Below are 18,264 nucleotides of genomic sequence, written 5' to 3' on the forward strand. Positions count from 1 at the left end.
CTGAAGGGGAATCCGAGGAAAGAGAGCTAACTAGTATGTTAGTTGGGATCGTATACGCTTGCTCCCCTGCGTCGTCGATGGGTGCGAATGCCACACCGGCTAGTTATTTCGTCTCTATTTCCGATCTGGCCAAGTCTTCAGTTCAGTCGCAGCCGAGCTTCATTCCGTTGAAGTCGAACTCGCAGCCGACGCGCAGCAGCGTCGCGATGTCGGCTTCGGTCGCCGTAGCGCTGCCATCTTCCGGCAGGACGATGGCCTCGACCACCAGCGCGCTGTCGCCATTGAGGATGCCGTACCAGCTGAAACTGATGCCGGTGTCGTCGTAGGTGCCGGAGCGGACGAAGCTGACCTCGTTGCTCGTATCATTGGTGAAGGTCCGACCGAGCGTCGGCTTGTCGCGGGCGCTTTCGAACAGGCTTGGAGGGCCGACGCGCTCGAAGACGAAGACGTTATCGAGGTGGGAGATGCGCGAGGTCGGGTTGGTGGCATCGAGCACAAAGTCGGCGGGCGTCACTGGCAGGACCGGCGGCGCGGCGACGTTGAAGCGGTTGGCGTCGATGTCGGCTTCGCCGGGCAGATCGAGGCTGTCGATATCCTGGTCGAGCGGCAGGAAGTAGCTGTTGAGCGGACCTTTGGTGAGGATGCGCTTGGCGGGGACGCGGCCCACGCCAGCGGTAGACCAGCCCTTCTGCCGGTTGAAGAGGCCAGTTGCGGCGCCGCTGTAGCCGTCGATGCCAGGTGTGAAGTAGAGGGCGATTTCGTAGTCGCCGTCGGTGGCGAGGGATTGTTCGGTAACGGCGCAGTTGCCGAAATCGAGCAGGCGGTCACCCAGCACGTAGCCGGAGAGCGCGCCGGAGTACTCGGCCTTGCCGATGTTCTCGGTGAAACCGGAGGGGACGCGCAAGGACATATCCAGCGGATCGCCACGCTCATCGATGGCAAGGAGGCGCAGGCAGGCGTTGCGCACGGCGCTGGCGGTGTCGATGACCCAGCCGGAGGTGCGGGTCGGGGGCAGGGCTACGCGGGCGAGGTAGAGGTCTTCGGCGGTCTTCAGGTCATAGGATTCGTCGGGGCCCATGCCGACCATCTTGAAGATGACTTCGGGGTCGACGTTCCACTTGACCAGTTCCTTGACCATGATCGAGAGGGCATCACGGGTCTGGCCCTGGGCGGCCATGCCGCCGTTCGCCTCCACCGCTGCGCGGAACGACTCTTCGTCGGCATAAGGCGCGTGGAAGCCGACGGTGGAGCCGGGCTCGATCATGCGGTCGATATAGGTGCCCATGCCCTCCTGGCTCGACCAGGCCGAACCGCCCAGGAAGGCGAAAGCGCAGGCGGAGTAGCAGTAGGAGCCGCGCTCGACGACGGTGGCGATGTGGTGCTGGCGCAGGAAATCGGCGAGGCCGAGGCCTTCAAGATAGCTGCCGCCGGGGCCGTTCATGGTGAGGACGGCGGTCGGCATGCCGTCGGGGCCGCTGCAGCTCTCGCGACAATTGACGAAGCTGTTGTAGAGGCCCTCCAGGGCGGCGATGTCGCCGACCGCGGTGTCGCCTTCGTAATGGAGATGGGGGACCGGGTGGGTCGCCGAATACTGCATCGAGATGATGGAGATTTCGGCGGCGCAGGTGGGAAATACGGCGATCGATAGAAAAGCGATCGCGATCGTCAACAGGCGCATGCGTTAGTCTCCCCCAAGTCTAGAAGTTCTAAGGGGTTTGACGGCGGCCGGGCAAGGTTCCTTGGGGGGCGATGGAGCAAATGTGAGCGCGGCAGTTATGGCTGCCGCGCCCGCGCGATCACCAGCGGGAGAGACCGAGCAGTTTCTCACCCAGCGGCGTCAGTTTTGCGGTCTCGGCATTGTGTCTTTCCCACGCGCGCGGATCGCCGGGGAAGGCGTCGCGCTTGGGGTGATCAAGTTCGCGCCAGAGCCGGATGCGCTCCATGCGCTCGGCAGTGTTGTCCCACTCGGCGGGGTGCATCGAGATGTACTGCGCCATGCGGACCCGGTTGTCCGAGTGGTTGGGGCGGACGCCATGGGCGAGGAGCGAGTTGAAGATCATCAGGTCGCCCGGCTCAAGATCGACGTTGACCGTCGACAGCCCGGTCATATCCGGATGCATCGGGTCGCGGTCGGCCGGCTGAGTCTTCACCCATTCGTCGAACTGTTCGAAGAGATACGGCACGCTCTGGAAGCCGCCGACGTCGCCATCCTGCTTCTTGAGGCTGAGCACGCCCTGCACGCCGATCGGCGGCGGCTGGATCGAGGTGTCGACATCCCAGTGGATGAAGCCGTTGGGGTTACCCTTCACCTTCTTGGGCGGGTTCAGATTGGCCCGATCGATGGTGACCCACAGGTCCTCGCGGTCCCAGATGTCGACGAACGCGTCGTAGACGCGCTGCTCCATGCGGTTGTCCCAGAGCGCCTGGTGATTGTAGATCTCCAGCATGCCGGTGCCGTTCAGCTCCTTCATGATGTGATCGCGGCGCTGCGGCGCGTACCAGGTCGACTGGTCAGCCGGGTCCTTCTCGTCAAAGCGCCAGAGCACTTCCGCAAGCCGCTCGACATTGGCTGCAGGCACCGCCTGACGGACAATCACGTAGCCCTTCGTCGTCCAGTGCTCCCAGTCGGCCTTCGACAGAACCCTGAGCGGCAAAGTCTTCCGTATGTCCTTGAGCTGCGTCGTAGCCGACGTGGTCGGATGGCTGTCCCGCTTCACTGCTGCGGCCATGCTCATGCTGTTCTCCCATTGCTGCCTCCTCCGAGGTGATGGGTAGAGGTTAGCGGCCTGGTGCCCGGCGTGTTGTCGGCGGCTGGCAATTGCTGATACTATTCTGGCGTCCTGTGTGATGAGGCAGCTGGATGCGGCCCTTTCTAGAGAAGCTGCCGTTCACTGCGGAGTCGTCGCTGGCTATCCTCAACCGGCGGCTCGACGACGCGATACCGTTCCAGTGGCACCACCACCCGGAGTTCGAGCTCACGCTGACGCTCAATTCGGTCGGCCAGCGCTTCGTCGGCGACCACGTCGGCGAGTATGGCGATGGCGACCTGGTGCTGGTGGGGCCGGATTTGCCGCACACCTGGGCATCGCGCGACAAGGTCGCAGCGGACGCGCCGCATGTGGCGCTGGTGATGTGGTTTCACCCCGACTGGGCGAGGCTGGTCGTCGACGGATTTGCCGAGCTTGGGGCCGTGGGGGCTCTGCTGAAGCGGGCAAGGAACGGGCTGGGTTTTTCAACGAGCACGGCCGCTGCGGTTCGATCAAGGTTCGAGCAGTTGTTTGTGGCGCCACCGGCGGCGCGGTTGCTCGGTTTGTTGAGTGTGCTGGATGAGTTGGCGCGGGACACGGATGCGGCGGTGTTGTCGAGCCATGCGGTGGATGGCCTCAAGGCCGGCGAGAGCCGGGAGCGGATCGACCGGGTGCTGCTGCATATCCACATGCACTACGCGCGCCCGCTGCCGCTCGAGGAACTGGCGGAGGTCGGCGCGCTGAGCCTTTCGGGGCTGCACCGGATGTTCGTGAAACATACAGGGGTGACGGTGTCGGACTACCTGATCCGCATGCGGATCGGCGATGCCTGCGCCCGCCTCTCGGGCACGGACCAGCCCATCGGGCATGTCGCCGACGCGGTGGGCTACGCCTCGCTCGCGAACTTCAACCGGCAGTTCCGGGCACTGAAGGGGATGACGCCGCGCGACTATCGGCGGCGGTTTCGCGGAGGGTAGGCTGCCGACAAAAGGAAAGGGGCCGCGGTTGGCGCGGCCCCTTCCCGAATCCGCGTGGTCGAGCCAGATCAGGCCGCCATGGCCTTCTGCAGGTTGGCGTCGATGGCGTCGAGGAAGCCGAGGGTCGAGAGCCACTTCTGGTCCGGGCCGACGAGCAGCGCGAGGTCCTTGGTCATCAGACCGGACTCGACGGTGTCGATGCAGACCTTCTCGAGCAGTTCGGAGAAGCGGGCCAGTTCGGCATTGTTGTCGAGCTTGGCGCGGTGAGCGAGGCCACGCGTCCAGGCGAAGATCGAGGCGATGGAGTTTGTCGAGGTCTCCTTGCCCTGCTGGTGCTGGCGGTAATGGCGAGTGACGGTGCCGTGTGCGGCCTCGGCCTCGACGATCTTGCCATCGGGCGTCATCAGCACCGAGGTCATCAAGCCGAGCGAGCCAAAGCCCTGGGCCACGATGTCGGACTGCACGTCGCCGTCATAGTTCTTGCAAGCCCAGACGTAGCCGCCGGACCACTTCAGTGCCGAGGCGACCATGTCGTCGATCAGGCGGTGTTCGTACCAGATCTTCAGTTCCTCGAACTTGGCCTTGTAGTCGCGGTCGAAGATCTCCTGGAAGATGTCCTTGAAGCGACCGTCATAGGCCTTGAGGATGGTGTTCTTGGTCGAGAGGTAGCACGGGACCTTGCGGTTGATGGCGTAGTTGAACGAGGCGTGCGCGAAGTCGGCGATCGAGTCGTCGAGGTTGTACATGCCCATGGCGACGCCGGCCGACGGCGCGTCGAACACGTCGTATTCCTGCACGGTACCGTCATCGCCGACGAACTTCATCGTCAGCTTGCCCTTGCCGGGGAACCTGAAGTCGGTGGCGCGATACTGGTCGCCGAAGGCATGGCGGCCGACGATGATCGGCTGGGTCCAGCCGGGGACGAGCCGCGGCACGTTGCTCATGATGATCGGCTCGCGGAAGATCACGCCGCCGAGGATGTTGCGGATGGTGCCGTTGGGCGACTTCCACATCTTCTTGAGCTTGAACTCTTCGACGCGGGCTTCGTCGGGAGTGATGGTCGCGCACTTGATGCCGACGCCGTGCTTTTTGATGGCGTTCGCCGCATCGACGGTCACCTGGTCGTTGGTGGCGTCGCGGTTTTGCACGGAGAGGTCGTAGTACTCGATGTCGAGATCGAGGTAGGGGAGGATCAGCTTGTCCTTGATCGCCTGCCAGATGATGCGGGTCATCTCATCGCCGTCGAGATCGACGACGGGGTTGGCAACTTTGATCTTGGCCATGCTTCAAGCTCCTCGGGCAGCGAATGATCGATGCCGGGGCTAATAGCATGAAATCGCGCGCGCGAAAGCCGGTGCCAGCTACGGTTTGGCGATCAGCTCTTGCCGCAGGACTGCTTGAGCTGGCGGATGGCGGCGGTGGAGCCTTTGGTGGAGAAATTGTCCGCCCGGGCGACGTCGTCGCTGTCGATGATGGCGATGCGCAGATCGAACCCGGCCGCCTCCGCTACCCCCACCATCTTGTCGACGCCCTCGCCGGAAATGAGCATGGTCCGATCGTCGAGCGGCGGATCCACCATGCCCTCGATGATGGCGCCGCCCTTGCCGCTTTTCGGATCGTGCAGCTCGCCGAACAGGATGTGGACGGTCTTGGCCTGCCGCACGATCTCGGGGAAGGGCACACTGGCCCGGTAGATCATGGCGAAGCCGACATCGGGGAAGCAGAGGAACGCGAGGGAAGCCTCAGCATCCGAGATGCCGGCAGCCGGAGCGCCCTGTTCCTCGAAATTGGTCCAGGTGCCCTTGACGGTCCGCACTGCGGCGTCGGGGCCGGGAGGCGGCGCCGGCGAATCCTGGGCGAGGGTGTTGGCCACCGGCATCGCCAGGGCAAGGATCAGGGACAGGATCGAGACCCGCACGGCATACTCCCACTCGGAATTGCCGGAATATGTGCGAACCGCCAGCGCGGCGCAATCGGGTGGATACATGCCATCCACCGTTGACACCGTGCATATACACACTATCTATCGGCCATGCGCGACGACTTCAGCCAATGCATGGTTTCGAATACTCGTATGGCGGCCCGGGCGATCACCCGGCGCTACGATGCCTATGCGCGGAAATTCGGAATCACCGCGACGCAGTTTTCGCTGCTCGGCGTAATCGTTGCGTCCGGCCCGCAGACGGTCAGCGAACTGGCCGAGGCGCGGGGTTTCGAGCGTACGACTCTGACGCGCAATCTCGACCGGCTGGAGAAGATGGGGCTGATCCAGTCCCGGCCTGCCGAACAGGGCAACGGCCGTATCTGCAGCCTCACCGAAGCGGGCGATGCCGTGGTCGAGCAGTTGCTGCCCTACTGGCGAAAGGCGCAGGCCGAGGTTCGCGAGGAACTCGGCGCCGACGCATTCGATACGACGCTCAGCACCCTGAAGCGGCTCGCCGCCATCTGAACCGACACAAACGCGGCACAGTTGCCGCTACAACCGTGTATCTACACGAGGAGCATAACATGAGCACACAGAGCGATCCCATCGTCGTCACCGGCATGGGCGTGGTCAGCCCCCTGGGCACCGGCGTCGAGACGACCTGGTCGCGGCTGATCGCCGGCAAGAGCGGCATCGTGAAGAACACCCGCTTCGACGTCACCAACTACTCGGCCAAGATCGCCGGGCTGGTGCCGACCAGAGAGACCGATCCCGAGGGGTTCGATCCGCTGGTGGCGATCGACCCCAAGGACATCAAGAAGATGGACCTGTTCATCCAATACGGCCTCGTTGCCGCGCAAGAGGCACTGAAGCAGGCCAACTGGTTCCCCGAGACCGAGGATGAGAAGGCGGCGACGGCGACGATCATCGGTACGGGCGTCGGCGGTTCGCCGGTGATGGCGCAAGCTGTCGAGACGATCATCGAGAAGGGGCCGCGGCGGTTGTCGCCGTTCACAGTGCCGAGCTTCCTCGCCAATCTCGCGGCCGGCTGGATTTCGATCAAGTACGGCTTCAAGGGCCCGATCGGTGCGCCGGTTACGGCCTGCGCCGCCTCCGGGCAGGCGATCGGCGATGGGATGCGGCTGATCCTCACCGGCGAGGCGGATGTCGCCGTAGTCGGCGGGGCCGAGGGTTCGGTCGATCCGATCTCGGTGGGCGGGTTCGGCGCGGCGCGGGCGCTGGCGACGGCGTTCAACGATGACCCCGAGGCGGCATCACGGCCGTTCGACCGGAAGCGCGATGGGTTCGTGCTGGCAGAAGGCGCGGCGGTTCTCGTGATCGAGCGGCTGAGCCACGCGCAGGCCCGCGGTGCGACCCCGCTCGCGATACTCGCGGGTTACGGGACGTCGGCCGATGCCTACCACCTGACGGCAGGCGAGCCGACCGGCGCGGGGGCGCAGGTGGCGATGCGGAATGCGCTGAAGATGGCCGGCGTATCGCCAGGCGAGATCGACTACATCAACGCGCACTCGACCTCGACCAGTGTCGGCGACGCGGCGGAGCTGGCCGGTATCGGCTCGGTGTTCGCCAATCGCGGCAAGGATCTCGCCATCTCCTCGACCAAGTCGGCGACCGGACACCTGATGGGCGCGGCCGGTGCCATCGAGGCGGTGTTCTCGATCCTCGCGATCCGCAACGGCATCGTGCCGCCGACGCGTAACCTCGAGGACCCGGATGTGGGCGAGCGCTTCGACCTCGTGCCGAAGGTGGCCAAGGAGAAGACGGTGCGCCACGCGCTCTCCAATGCCTTCGGCTTCGGCGGGGTCAACGCCTCGCTGGTGTTTTCGGCGATTTAGCTGCGGCGGGCTTCTTCGGCTTTTCGATCTTGAGAGGGCGCTGGGCGACGGCCGCTTCCGCGAAGCGAAGCCAGTCTTCCAGTGTCTCTTCGTCCTCGATGGCATCGCCGTCGATCCAGAAGAAGCCGGACATCACCCGGCCGCCATGCACCATCTCGGTGGTGCCGGGCCGGGCCTTCGCCGCCTCGTGGTTGTCCTTGCCAACAGAAATCAGGATGCCGCCGTCCTTCTTGCAGCCGACGAGGATATGGCCATTGAGCAGGAAGGTCAGGCCGCCGAACATGTATTTCTCGGTGATGCGCGGATCGTCGCCCACCAGCATGCGGACGCGCTCCGCCAGATGGGTCATGGTTTCGGACTTCATTTCGGGGGCAGGGTCTCCGCATAGCTGAGTGAATAGGCGAGCCAATCGGCGAGCGCGGCGTCGTCGAGATGGTCGGCAGCGACGGCGATGAAGCCGGTCATCGGGCGTGGACCCATGTGCATCTGGTAGGCGCCGGATCGGGCGAGGGCTTCGGCCTGCCGGGTCGGGTCGATGCGGACAAGCAGGTCGCCCTTGGCGGTGGTGCCGATCGCCATGTTTCTATTGAGCATGAAGCCGATGCCGCCGAACATCTTCTTTTCGACGAGCGGCCGGGAGGCGAGCAGCGGGCGCAGGCGGGCACCGAGCGCGTCGGATTGGGCGGACACTAGCGGGCCTCCTCGTCTCGATATGTGGCGTGGCGGGGCAGGTGATCGTCTACCACGTCCCAGTCGTGATGGCTGCGGGCGAAGATCAGCTGGTTGGGCGCGAACCAGGCGGCGTCGGCGCCAAACAGGCCGACCGGCAGCATGGCGAGTGCCTCCGCCCGGCTCGATCGGGCATAGAGCGGCGTGCCGCAGGACGGGCAGAACCAGCGGGTCAGCGTGGCGCCGGAATGGGCGGACCGGGCAAAGCTGCGCGTCTCACCGGTAACCGAGAGGTCACCGATGGCGACGAGCGCAACCGTGGCGTGGCCGGTGCCGGTCGAGCGCTGGCAATCCTCGCAGGAGCAGAGGAACATCGAGCGGACCCGGCCGGCGACCCGGACCGTCACCTGACCGCAGGCGCAGCGGGCGGTCAGATCGATTTCCGGTTTGAGTGCGGAGGCCATGCGCAAACTGACTACAGCCGACCATAACGCGCAAGCTTGATCGCTGCGGCCTGCGCCTCTAGGACGAAGCATGGTCTATGCTCCGGAATTTCCCATAGAGACCGAGAGGCTTCGCCTGCGCCCGTTCACGCGCGGGGACGTCGACGCCGTCTACGATTACCGCCGGCGCGAGGATGTGGCGCGCTACCTGTTCGATGGGCCGATGTCGCATGAGAGCGTCGCCGAGGCGCTGCAGATGCGAGTGGGGCACGAGGCACTGGATGGGGAGGGATCGAAGATCTTCCTCGCCGTCGAGCTCAAGGCCACTCATGCCCTGATCGGCGAGGTTTCGCTGATCCTTCGGGACGCCACCAACCGACAGGGGGAAGTGGGCTACATCTTCCACCCCGATCATCATGGCATGGGCTATGCGACCGAGGCGGCCCGGGCGGTGCTGGGACTCGGTTTCGGTGGCGCGGGCCTGCATCGTGTCTATGCCCGTTGTGCCGCGGCCAACCTAGCGTCCTGGCGCGTAATGGAGCGGCTGGGGATGCGGCGCGAGGCGCATTTCCGCGAACACATCTTTGTAAAAGGCGCCTGGGATGAAGAACTCGTCTACGCCATGCTCGAGGACGAATGGCGAAGCCGGGCAGGGGCTTGAGCTGCCAAATAGTGACGCCGTTTCTCGAGCCGTACCTGTGCTGGCAATTTATTCCAGTGCGCATCCCGGAACTGCCATCCAGCCGCAACGTTGCCGTTCCATACTTCGATCTCGGGGAGGAGCGGAGATGATCGTGCAAGATTTTCCGATTGAAACCAAAAGACTTATTCTCAGGCCTTTTCAGAAGTCCGACCTCGATGCCGTGATGGGCTATCACGCACTTCCGGAGGTGCAGCGCTATCTCGAGTGGAAGGCGCGCGACCGGGTCGAGGTCAAGTCGGCGCTCGATGCCATGGTGCTGCAGCACCGTCTGCAGCGCCCCGGCGATGCGCTGGTGCTGGCGGTGGTCCGCCGGTCCGATGACGCCCTGATCGGGCAGGTTTCACTGCGCTGGACAGATGCGACGGCCGGGCAGGCGGAACTCCGCTTCATCATCGCTCCGGCCCAGCAGCGGCAGGGCTATGCCCGCGAGGCAGTGCGCGAAATGCTCGATATCGGTTTCGAGCGCTATGGCCTGCATCGCATCTTTGCCCGCTGTGCCGCCCGCAACCAGGCGTCGGCCAGCCTGCTGCGCAATCTCGGCCTGCGGCTCGAGGCGCATTACCGCGAGCATGCGCTGTTCCAGGGTGAGTGGGACGAGGAACTGCACTTCGCCATTCTCGATCGGGAGTGGCTGCGCGGCACCAAGGTGAAAGAGCTTCACCGCAACATGGTCGCCTGACGACCTCCTAAGGACCAGTTCGCCGGCGGGCGTCGCCGGAAGTAGTTTCGCTTGCCGACCATGCGATGTATGAGGCCGGCACGCAGGGCGCAGCCGGGTGACGGTTCGGGAGCTCTGGCGCTTCCGAGAACCTACCCGAAAGGCGCTGGCATATGGCCGGAACCGACAAATCGCAGGCGTTCGAATTCCGGCCGAGCCCGGCGGTTATCCTCTGCGAACCGCAACTGGGCGAGAATGTCGGCACCACGGCGCGCGCCATGGCCAATTTCGGCCTGTGGGACCTGCGGCTGGTCAATCCGCGCGACGGCTGGCCGAACGAGCGGGCCATCGCGGCTGCGTCACGGGCCGATCATGTGATCGAGCAGGTCCGGGTGTTCGCGACCGTCGAAGAGGCGATTGCCGACTTGTCGATGGTGTTCGCGACGACGGCCCGCCGGCGCGACATGCAGAAGGTGGTCTATGGGCCGGAGGAAGGCGCGCAACGCCTGATCTCGCATATCGCGGGTGGAGCCAAGGCCGGGCTGCTGTTCGGCCGCGAGCGCTGGGGTCTCTACAACGAAGAGGTGGCGCTATCGGACGCCATCGTCACCTTCCCGGTTGAGGCGGCATTCGCCTCGCTGAACATCGCGCAGGCGGTGCTGCTGATGGCCTACGAGTGGCGCCGGCAGTTCGATAAGGGCGAGGTGCTGCCGTTCGAGGGCGGGCTGGACCCGGTGGCGCCACGAGAGGAACTGGTAGGTCTGTTCCTGCACCTTGAGCAGACGCTGGATAACACGGGCTTCTTCAAGACCGCGGACAAGCGGCCGACCATGGTCGACAATCTCAGGAACGCTTTCACCCGAGCTCAGCTCTCGACCCAGGAGATTCGCACGCTGCGCGGCGTGATCTCGTCGATCGACCGGGCCCATCTTCGGCATGGACGGCTCGGCAAGAAGGACTAAACGACACCCAGGAGATTGGACGCATGGCGCTCAGGATGGACAACGTAGGAATCGTCGTCGAAGACCTCGAAGGGACAATTGATTTCTTTCGCGAACTCGGCCTCGAGCTCGAAGGAAGGGCCACGATCGAAGGAGAGTGGGCCGGACGTGTCACTGGCCTCGGCGATCAGCATGTCGAGATTGCCATGATGCGTACGCCAGACGGCCACAGCCGGCTCGAGCTCTCCCGCTTCCTCACGCCGCCTGTCGTTGCGGATCACCGCAACGCCCCCGTCAATGCTCTCGGCTACCTCCGCGTCATGTTCGCGGTGGACGACATCGACGAGACGCTTGCAAGGCTCCGCAATCGCGGCGCGCAACTCGTAGGCGAAGTCGTCAACTACAAGGACGTGTATCGGCTCTGCTACATCCGCGGGCCTGAAGGGGTTCTCATCGGACTCGCCGAAGAACTCAGCTGAGTGCAACGACGATCTAACGCCCAAGGAGCATGCCGAGCCGTGCCGTGACGAGCTTCAGGACGAAGCGCAGCGGAAAGTGGCGGTAGCTTGGCACATCGTGCGGCTGGGGCAGGCTGTCCGGGATGTAGCGCGTGTTGACGCGCATCTTGAGGGGCGGTGCCGCGTCGCGTATCAGAGCGGAATAGACCGGGATCCAGTGCAGCGTGTTGTCGAAAGTCACCATGAGGGGCGTGTTGCAGCAGTCCGCGATGTCGCGATTGGTCGGCGAATCCGGCTGTAGTTTCAGCCGCTTCAGGCGCTCACCACCACGGCGGACGTGAACGCGGTCCTTTCGGTAAAGCACCGAGGGCGTGCCGGCATAAGCGTCGAGCACCGGTGTTGCGCCCGGCAGGGCTTCGATCATGGCTGCGCCGGCCTGGCAATCGTCGCAATGGCAGGCAGCGACAAGGATCGGCGGTCCCGCAAGTTCGATCTCAACCTCTCCGCAGCGGCAGTGGACGATACGGCTCTCAAGCTGTGGCTTCGACATGCTGGCTCGTATCCTCATGGGCGGGTCGCAGCATTGCTACGTAGCTCGACGCCGTCGATCAACCCGTGCCAGTCGGGTGCAGGTCTCCCGACATCGGACGGGCGAAACCGGGGCCTGCTCCGACCGAAGTAGGCTTTGACCCGCGGCGACTGGACGTGCGACATGGCGTCGCCATGACCGAACCTGCCGCAACCGAGCCGTCCAAGCTCGCCTTCACCTACCGCAATTTCCGCTTCTTCTGGGCCACCACGCTGCTCGTGAGCTTCGGCGTGCAGATCATGTCGGTCTCAATCGCCTGGCAGATCTACGACGTCACCGGGGAGCCGTTCCTGCTTGGCCTGGTCGGTCTCTGCCTATTCCTGCCATCGCTGCTGCTGATCCTCGTCACCGGACTTGCCGCTGACCGGTTCAACCGGCGTGCGATCATGGCCGTCTGCCTCTCGGTCGAACTGCTGTGCGCGCTGGGCTTCCTCGCGTTCGTCAATGCGCAGGCGCACGAAGTCTGGCCCATCTTCGGCATTCTCGTCGTGCTCGGCACGGCGCGGGCCTTCTGGGGGCCGGCAGCGCAATCGCTGGCGCCGAACCTCGTACCGCCTGAGGCCCTGTCCAACGCGATCACCGTCAACGCTTCGGCCTGGCAGTTCGCGTCGATCATGGGGCCGGCGGCGGGTGGACTGCTCTATGGCATCGCGCCGTCCGTGGCGTTCGGCACCGGGGCGGTGCTGCTGGTCATCGCTGTCGGCTCGGTGCTGATGATCTCGAAACCGCCCAAGCGGGAGTCGCATCAGGCCACCAGCCTCTCGACCATGCTGGCGGGGTTCCGCTACATCTTCTCGAACAGGGTCGTGCTGGGCGCCATCTCGCTCGACATGTTCGCGGTGCTGATGGGCGGCGCGGTGGCGCTGCTGCCGGTCTACGCCAAGGACATCCTCCATGCCGGGCCGGCCGAACTGGGCTATCTCCGCGCCGCGCCGGGCGTTGGCGCGATCCTCATGGCGCTGGTCCTGACCCGGTTCCCGATCCGCGACCATGCGGGGCGCCTCCTGTTCCTCTTCGTAGGGCTGTTCGGCGCTTTCACCGTGGTGTTCGGGCTATCGACGACCGTGTGGGTGAGCGTCGTCGCTCTCGCGCTGGTCGGTGCTTCCGACATGGTGAGCGTCACTATCCGTGAAACGATCATGCAGCTCTGGACGCCGGAAGAAGTGCGCGGCCGGGTGAATGCGGTGAACTCGGTGTTCATCGGCGCCAGCAACGAGCTCGGCGAATTCCGCGCCGGTACGGTGGCGCACCTGATCGGACCGGTTCCTGCCGTCGTCATGGGCGGCATCGGCTCGATCGCCATCGCGGTGATCTGGAGTCAGACATTCCCAGGGCTGCGCGAGCAGCGCACGCTGGACAGAAGAATGGCCTAAGCCCGGCGAATTCGGCCGAAACGCTTGACTCCCGGCTGTCACGCAACTATCACGCGGCCACTTGTCGAGCCCCAGGGCTCCTCGAGCGCACCCGGGATTCCCAAAATCAGTGGAATCTGTCGGTCCGTTCCGCAAGGACGGGCAGAGGAGGGCGCAATCACTTTCGACGTTCTGAAAGGATTACGATGTCGAAGCGCATTCAGTCTAAGCACAAGATCGATCGCCGTCTTGGCGAAAACCTGTGGGGCCGTCCGTCCTCGCCGCTGAACAACCGTGCCTATGGCCCCGGCCAGCACGGCCAGCGCCGCAAGGGCAAGACCTCGGACTACGGCCTGCAGCTCCGGGCCAAGCAGAAGCTCAAGGGCTACTACGGCTCGATCACCGAGAAGGCCTTCAAGAAGCTCTACACCGAAGCTTCGCGCGTGAAGGGTGACACCGGCGAGCGCTTGATCGGCCTGCTCGAGAGCCGTCTCGACGCGATCGTCTACCGCGCCAAGTTCGTGGCCACCGTGTTCGCCGCGCGCCAGTTCGTGTCGCACGGCCACATCCTGGTCAACGGCAAGCGCGTGAACATTCCGTCGTACCAGGTCAAGGTCGGCGACAAGGTCGAGATCAAGGAACGCTCGAAGCAGCTTGGCATCGTGCTCGAGGCCAACCAGCTCGCCGAGCGTGACGTGCCCGAGTACGTCGAAGTCGATCACCACAAGCAGGTCGCGACCTATGTGCGCGTGCCGGCTCTGTCTGATGTGCCGTACCCAGTCCAGATGGAACCGAACCTCGTGGTCGAATTCTACTCGCGCTAATCGCGCCACCGACCACCGAATTCGAGGAAGGCCGTCCGTTTGGGCGGCCTTTTGTTTTGTCGGCGTGACAGAATGTGGCGCGGGTTGGTATCTCAGCCTGATCTGGTTTCTGTGGGTACATCATGGGTTTTGTTGCGCGGCTGCGCGAGCACGGCGCGAGAGCTGGCCGGGCGGCCATCGTTGCGGATGGCAAGTCGCTGGACTGGCCCGCCCTGGTCGTACGGGTGGGACGGGAGACCGCGGCACTACGCGCGGCCGGGATCGGGCCCGGCACGACGGTCGGCATCAGCATCGCCGACGAGGTCGAGCATTTCGTCGCTTCGCTGGCCCTGATCGGGGCAGGGGCCTGGCAGATCGCGCTCGCCACGCACGACACGGAGCAGGAGCGCGAGGAAGTTGCTGACAGGGCGCGCGTGACGCATGTCCTCCTCGGACAGCAGGGAGAACCCCGCACGGGCAGCGGCCCGCACCTGAGCTGGCCGCTGGATCCTGGAGTGGACATTCCGGACGGGCCCGAGGGCGGCGTGTTCCTTCGTACGTCGGGAACGACCGGTTCGTCCAACATCGTGCCGCTGACGGCCGCCGACCTGCTGGTGCAGGCAGCGCGAAACCTCGAATATGCCGACGGGCGACTGCTGCGGCCGGCCTCGATCGAGCACAATAATTCCAAACGCCACCGGCTCTATTGCGCCGCGATGGGCGGAACGAACATCTTCCGCCCAGAGGGCAAATACGATGTCGCCGAGTTCTGCCGGCGCAGCAATGTCACGACGCTGGACCTCGCCCTGATGCAGGCCGCCGACCTCGCGTCGATGCCTCGATCGGGGCTCGAGGGCGTTGACGTGCGCGTCAGCGGATCCGCCATCCCTTACGGGGTGCGCGCGAAAATCGAACAGAACCTCACGCGGCGGCTCTATGTGCGCTACGGCTCGACGGAGTCTGGCACCGTGTCGGTCGCGGGGCCTGGTGAGCATGATGACACGGAGTCCGTCGGCCGGGTGGTCGCCGGGCTGGAGCTCGAGATTGTGGACGGCGACGGCAGGCCTCTGCCCCGGGGGGACGCCGGCCAGATCAGGATGCGGGGAGAAGGGATCGCTCCGGGCTATTTCGAGGGGCCCGAGCAGACGGCGAAACGCTATCGCGACGGCTGGTACTGGCCGGGGGACCTCGGTACGTTCCGTCCGGATGGATCGCTGCAGATACTCGGCCGCGCCGACGACATGATCAACCTCAACGGCATCAATATCTTTCCCTCGGAAATCGAGCGCGTTCTCGAGCAGCATCCCGACGTTCGTGTTGCTGCCGCTCTGCCGCTGTCGTCTGCCGTTCATGGGCAGATTCCCGTTGCCGCGGTGGAACTCCATGAAGGTGGGCTAGTCACGGACCGCGAACTCGTGGCATACGCGCGCGAACACTTGGCGTTGCGGGCCCCCCGGCGCATCATCATTCTGGGTAAACTGCCCCGGAACAGCCAAGGTAAGATATTGAGGCGCGAGATCGTCGCCGCGTTTTCGACTGGAAGAGGGTAAAGCCGTGACTGAACTTGAGATTCGCGAAGTTATTGCCGACGCGCTCGACTATGCCGCGGTGCCGCGTTTTCGCGGCAGCGAGCTGCGTAACCAGTTCGTAGCCGGTGCAACCGACATCTTGTTCGATGACCTGGAGATCGACAGCCTCGCTGCTATGGAACTCTGCATCGCGCTCGAGACGAACTCGGGTGTGTCTATCCTGCCGGCCGAATTGCCCGAGTTCGGCACACTCGGTGCCCTCGTGAAGCGTGTGGAGAGCGCGCTTGCTGCTTGAGACGTACTACCGGCACGTCAGCCAGGTCAGGTCGATTAACAGCATAAACCAGATCAACATCGCCTTCGGCAACACCATTACGCCGCAGGAAGTTGTTGACCTCGAGGGGGCACTCTTCACTCCCGGGCATGTCGTTCCAGAACTACGCGGGGACCGATTCTTCTCCGACGAAGAGCTGAAGGCGACAGCGAGGGAGTGGATCGAAGACGCGTTCGCGCACCTCCAGTTAGTAGGCAAGGCCGAAGCCGAACCCTTCCTCCGGCGAGACCTGCGCAAGAGCATGACGTTCTACACCGACGGCGGGCAAGCCAACGGCAAGACTCTTGTCGTCGCGTTTCCGGGTGCAAACAACCGGCTGATGATGCCGGTGGCTACCCTGCTTCAAGCGCTCGATGCGTCGAAAGTGGACATCGTCCTCATCCGCGATCCGACTCATTCGGCCTATCTCAAGGGGTTAGAGGACTTTGCTGATAGCCGGGATGGATTATTTGACGCGTTGCCGTCGTACCTGAACTTCGCAGCCTATGCGCGCGTGTCATCCCTTGGCGTAAGTGCGGGAGGGCTGCCCGCCCTGTTGCTCGCGTCACGCCTTGGGCTGACAGCTGTGCTGGCCTGCGGGGCCGATAGTCCACTAGATCCGCGCCTCCATGAGAAGGGCGGCGCTGCCGCTGCGGCAGCCCTTCGAAGCGCCGCCGAGAGCAATCATCGCTCGCATGTGGCTATTGTCTTTGGGGCGCAGCACCCGGAGGACCGCGAGGCGGCCACGGAGATAGGCGGGATTCTTGGGGTAGAGCCTCTCGAGATCAGCAACGCCGCGCACGACGTAAGGCACAACGTCCTTGTTCCCCTGGCCGAGGAAGGACGACTTTCGTCCTTCCTCGCGGAGCATTTACGGCTGTAGCTGCCCGCCCCTTGGGGCGGCCGTCGCGAGCTTATGACGTAGCTGCTGACAGCGATTCCTTGATCGGTTCCTGATCGTGAGGGATGAAGCTCTCGAAGCGACGTAGGCGCTGGTACACGGAAATCAACTCGACGATTGTCGTCCAGGCCCGGGCAAAGAACTGGAATGAGCTCGAAACCTGGCCGAAGGCGTTCTGCACCTGTTGGTAAATGCCGAGCGTCAGGGTGCCGGCGAGGATAGACGGCGCCATGGCCAGCAGCGGGATGTACCCGGCCAGTTGCAGGTACCCATATCGAGCAAGATTGAAATAGGTGTAGTGGAAGTACAGGCGGAAATAGTTCCTCTGCACGCCCGCGAACAGCTCCCTCACTGTCGGAGGATCGGCTCTGGTGGGGTTGTCCTCGCCGTACACCAGTTCCTTTCGATAAGCGGCTTCGACCAGCTGGTTCTGGAACTGCAGGCCTGGCAGCTTGAACCCCACGACGCCCAGGAGGACCGTGCCGAGCGCGGCAGAAATCAGGGCAACGAAAACGAGGCTGCCCGGAACGGCCCCTAGAATCGGCAGTTGTGTGATGTGGTGCGAAAGACCCCAGAGGATGGGAAGGAAAACTACGAGGGTGATCAGCGAACTGAAGAAGCTCGTTCCGAGATCCTCGAGAATCTGGGCCAGCCGCATCGTGTCCTCCTGGACGCGCTGGGCAGCGCCCTCGGTCATCCGGATGTTCTGCCAGTAGGCCATGTAGTAGGAGTTCATCGCCTTGCGCCAACGGAACACATAGTGCGACGTGAAGAAGGCGAGCATGACCAGGAACAGGATGTTGGGCACGGTCACGGCGATGATGGTGACCACGTAGGGCCAGAAGACCTCCGGCGTCACTGACCCCGGCTGCGAGAGGGCCTGCTGCAGCACGTTGAAGAACTCACCTTGCCAGTCGTTGACCCAAGCGTCGACCTGCACCTGCGCGTATATGGCGAGCAGGATGGCAGTCGTTGAAACGACCGACCACCAGTACCAGTCGTTGCGCTTGTAGAAATACCAGAAGACACAGAACAGCACCGCGACCATCAGGATGTACTGGTACTCCCAGAGCTTGGCGCCATTGAGGAAGTTGGGATCCTCCGCAACACAGGCGGCCGTCGCTGAAGGCGGCGGGACAGCGCTGTCCGCGGCGCTTCCCGCGCTGGGGTCAATGTCGGGGGCGCCGGTCGCCTCCGGCGTGGGCGTAGAGGGTTGCGCCTCAGGGGCCGGCGTTGCCTCGCCGGGCGCGCAGATCGCCGGGGCAAAGAAGCGATCCAGGCTTATCGCCGAACGGAGCGGCCCCCCGATGGCGAAGAACAAGAGGGTCGTCGCCAGCATCCAGACGATGGCCGACGTGAAGAACAATCTGGGTTCAGGGAAGAACGAGCGGAACAAGGGAG

Annotated in this window: 21 protein-coding genes; 12 read left to right on the forward strand and 9 right to left on the reverse strand. The window is 64.2% G+C overall.

Annotation, left to right across the window (positions count from 1 at the left end; all coding sequences use genetic code 11):
• Window positions 1-142: 142 nt before the first annotated feature.
• Complete coding sequence (locus ACOYW5_RS01925) at window positions 143-1,678, reverse strand: hypothetical protein (RefSeq protein WP_423067587.1); 1,536 nt, start codon at window positions 1,676-1,678, stop codon at window positions 143-145.
• Between the two features lie 118 nt (window positions 1,679-1,796).
• A complete protein-coding gene (locus tag ACOYW5_RS01930) occupies window positions 1,797-2,729 on the reverse strand; it encodes a phytanoyl-CoA dioxygenase family protein (protein ID WP_423069386.1) in 933 nt (310 codons plus the stop codon).
• A 131-nt stretch (window positions 2,730-2,860) separates the two neighbouring features.
• On the opposite strand from ACOYW5_RS01930, the gene ACOYW5_RS01935 reads away from it, so the two are divergent.
• Window positions 2,861-3,724, forward strand: coding sequence for a helix-turn-helix domain-containing protein (locus ACOYW5_RS01935; RefSeq protein WP_423067588.1), 864 nt, complete (start codon window positions 2,861-2,863; stop codon window positions 3,722-3,724).
• A gap of 68 nt (window positions 3,725-3,792) precedes the next feature.
• On the opposite strand, the gene ACOYW5_RS01940 is transcribed toward ACOYW5_RS01935, so the two are convergent.
• Window positions 3,793-5,007 carry an NADP-dependent isocitrate dehydrogenase gene (locus ACOYW5_RS01940; RefSeq protein WP_423067589.1) on the reverse strand — a complete coding sequence of 405 codons (1,215 nt, stop codon included), beginning with the start codon at window positions 5,005-5,007 and terminating at the stop codon, window positions 3,793-3,795.
• Window positions 5,008-5,099: 92 nt separating this feature from the next.
• Complete coding sequence (locus ACOYW5_RS01945) at window positions 5,100-5,711, reverse strand: hypothetical protein (protein ID WP_423067590.1); 612 nt, start codon at window positions 5,709-5,711, stop codon at window positions 5,100-5,102.
• Window positions 5,712-5,798: 87 nt separating this feature from the next.
• Here ACOYW5_RS01945 and ACOYW5_RS01950 point away from each other — a divergent pair, with 87 nt between their 5' ends.
• Both ACOYW5_RS01950 and fabF read left to right on the forward strand, forming a co-directional pair.
• Window positions 5,799-6,173 carry a MarR family winged helix-turn-helix transcriptional regulator gene (locus tag ACOYW5_RS01950; protein WP_423067591.1) on the forward strand — a complete coding sequence of 125 codons (375 nt, stop codon included), beginning with the start codon at window positions 5,799-5,801 and terminating at the stop codon, window positions 6,171-6,173.
• Between the two features lie 59 nt (window positions 6,174-6,232).
• On the forward strand, window positions 6,233-7,504 hold the full coding sequence (gene fabF / locus ACOYW5_RS01955) for a beta-ketoacyl-ACP synthase II (protein ID WP_423067592.1): 1,272 nt from the start codon (window positions 6,233-6,235) through the stop codon (window positions 7,502-7,504).
• Here fabF and ACOYW5_RS01960 read toward each other — a convergent pair.
• Genes ACOYW5_RS01960 through ACOYW5_RS01970 form a run of 3 tightly spaced genes read right to left on the reverse strand, consistent with a single transcriptional unit; the run spans window position 7,473 to window position 8,637 of the window.
• On the reverse strand, window positions 7,473-7,868 hold the full coding sequence (locus ACOYW5_RS01960) for a TfoX/Sxy family protein (RefSeq protein ID WP_423067593.1): 396 nt from the start codon (window positions 7,866-7,868) through the stop codon (window positions 7,473-7,475). The genes fabF and ACOYW5_RS01960 overlap by 32 nt on opposite strands.
• A complete protein-coding gene (locus ACOYW5_RS01965; protein WP_423067594.1) occupies window positions 7,865-8,194 on the reverse strand; it encodes a TfoX/Sxy family protein in 330 nt (109 codons plus the stop codon). Before ACOYW5_RS01965 ends, ACOYW5_RS01960 begins: the two co-directional genes overlap by 4 nt.
• Window positions 8,194-8,637 carry a GFA family protein gene (locus ACOYW5_RS01970; protein WP_423067595.1) on the reverse strand — a complete coding sequence of 148 codons (444 nt, stop codon included), beginning with the start codon at window positions 8,635-8,637 and terminating at the stop codon, window positions 8,194-8,196. The genes ACOYW5_RS01965 and ACOYW5_RS01970 overlap by 1 nt, the downstream gene beginning before the upstream one ends.
• Window positions 8,638-8,707: 70 nt before the next feature.
• Between ACOYW5_RS01970 and ACOYW5_RS01975 the strand changes: the two genes are divergently transcribed.
• The 4 genes from ACOYW5_RS01975 to ACOYW5_RS01990 all read left to right on the forward strand — a co-directional run bounded on the left by ACOYW5_RS01975 (window position 8,708) and on the right by ACOYW5_RS01990 (window position 11,397).
• Window positions 8,708-9,277, forward strand: coding sequence for a GNAT family N-acetyltransferase (locus ACOYW5_RS01975; RefSeq protein WP_423067596.1), 570 nt, complete (start codon window positions 8,708-8,710; stop codon window positions 9,275-9,277).
• 127 nt (window positions 9,278-9,404) lie between these two features.
• Complete coding sequence (locus tag ACOYW5_RS01980; RefSeq protein WP_423067597.1) at window positions 9,405-9,998, forward strand: GNAT family N-acetyltransferase; 594 nt, start codon at window positions 9,405-9,407, stop codon at window positions 9,996-9,998.
• A 152-nt stretch (window positions 9,999-10,150) separates the two neighbouring features.
• A complete protein-coding gene (locus ACOYW5_RS01985; RefSeq protein WP_423067598.1) occupies window positions 10,151-10,939 on the forward strand; it encodes an RNA methyltransferase in 789 nt (262 codons plus the stop codon).
• Window positions 10,940-10,962: 23 nt separating this feature from the next.
• Window positions 10,963-11,397 carry a VOC family protein gene (locus ACOYW5_RS01990; protein WP_423067599.1) on the forward strand — a complete coding sequence of 145 codons (435 nt, stop codon included), beginning with the start codon at window positions 10,963-10,965 and terminating at the stop codon, window positions 11,395-11,397.
• 13 nt (window positions 11,398-11,410) lie between these two features.
• On the opposite strand, the gene ACOYW5_RS01995 is transcribed toward ACOYW5_RS01990, so the two are convergent.
• A complete protein-coding gene (locus ACOYW5_RS01995; protein WP_423067600.1) occupies window positions 11,411-11,926 on the reverse strand; it encodes a GFA family protein in 516 nt (171 codons plus the stop codon).
• 173 nt (window positions 11,927-12,099) lie between these two features.
• On the opposite strand from ACOYW5_RS01995, the gene ACOYW5_RS02000 reads away from it, so the two are divergent.
• The 5 genes from ACOYW5_RS02000 (at window position 12,100) to ACOYW5_RS02020 (ending at window position 16,845) form a co-directional block, all read left to right on the forward strand.
• A complete protein-coding gene (locus ACOYW5_RS02000) occupies window positions 12,100-13,338 on the forward strand; it encodes an MFS transporter (RefSeq protein WP_423067601.1) in 1,239 nt (412 codons plus the stop codon).
• Window positions 13,339-13,523: 185 nt separating this feature from the next.
• Window positions 13,524-14,141 (forward strand): 30S ribosomal protein S4, encoded by a 618-nt coding sequence (gene rpsD, locus ACOYW5_RS02005; protein WP_423067602.1) that lies wholly within the window; start codon window positions 13,524-13,526, stop codon window positions 14,139-14,141.
• Between the two features lie 122 nt (window positions 14,142-14,263).
• On the forward strand, window positions 14,264-15,670 hold the full coding sequence (locus ACOYW5_RS02010; protein ID WP_423067603.1) for a class I adenylate-forming enzyme family protein: 1,407 nt from the start codon (window positions 14,264-14,266) through the stop codon (window positions 15,668-15,670).
• Window positions 15,671-15,674: 4 nt separating this feature from the next.
• Window positions 15,675-15,944 carry an acyl carrier protein gene (locus tag ACOYW5_RS02015; protein WP_423067604.1) on the forward strand — a complete coding sequence of 90 codons (270 nt, stop codon included), beginning with the start codon at window positions 15,675-15,677 and terminating at the stop codon, window positions 15,942-15,944.
• Entirely contained in the window at window positions 15,934-16,845 is a 912-nt protein-coding gene (locus tag ACOYW5_RS02020) for a hypothetical protein (RefSeq protein WP_423067605.1), read from the forward strand. Before ACOYW5_RS02015 ends, ACOYW5_RS02020 begins: the two co-directional genes overlap by 11 nt.
• A 31-nt stretch (window positions 16,846-16,876) precedes the next feature.
• On the opposite strand, the gene ACOYW5_RS02025 is transcribed toward ACOYW5_RS02020, so the two are convergent.
• Window positions 16,877-18,259: an SbmA/BacA-like family transporter gene (locus ACOYW5_RS02025; protein WP_423067606.1), complete on the reverse strand. Its 1,383-nt coding sequence runs from the start codon at window positions 18,257-18,259 to the stop codon at window positions 16,877-16,879.
• Window positions 18,260-18,264: the final 5 nt, after the last annotated feature.

The sequence above is a fragment of the Devosia sp. CN2-171 genome, assembly GCF_049354815.1.
Taxonomy (GTDB): domain Bacteria; phylum Pseudomonadota; class Alphaproteobacteria; order Rhizobiales; family Devosiaceae; genus Devosia_A.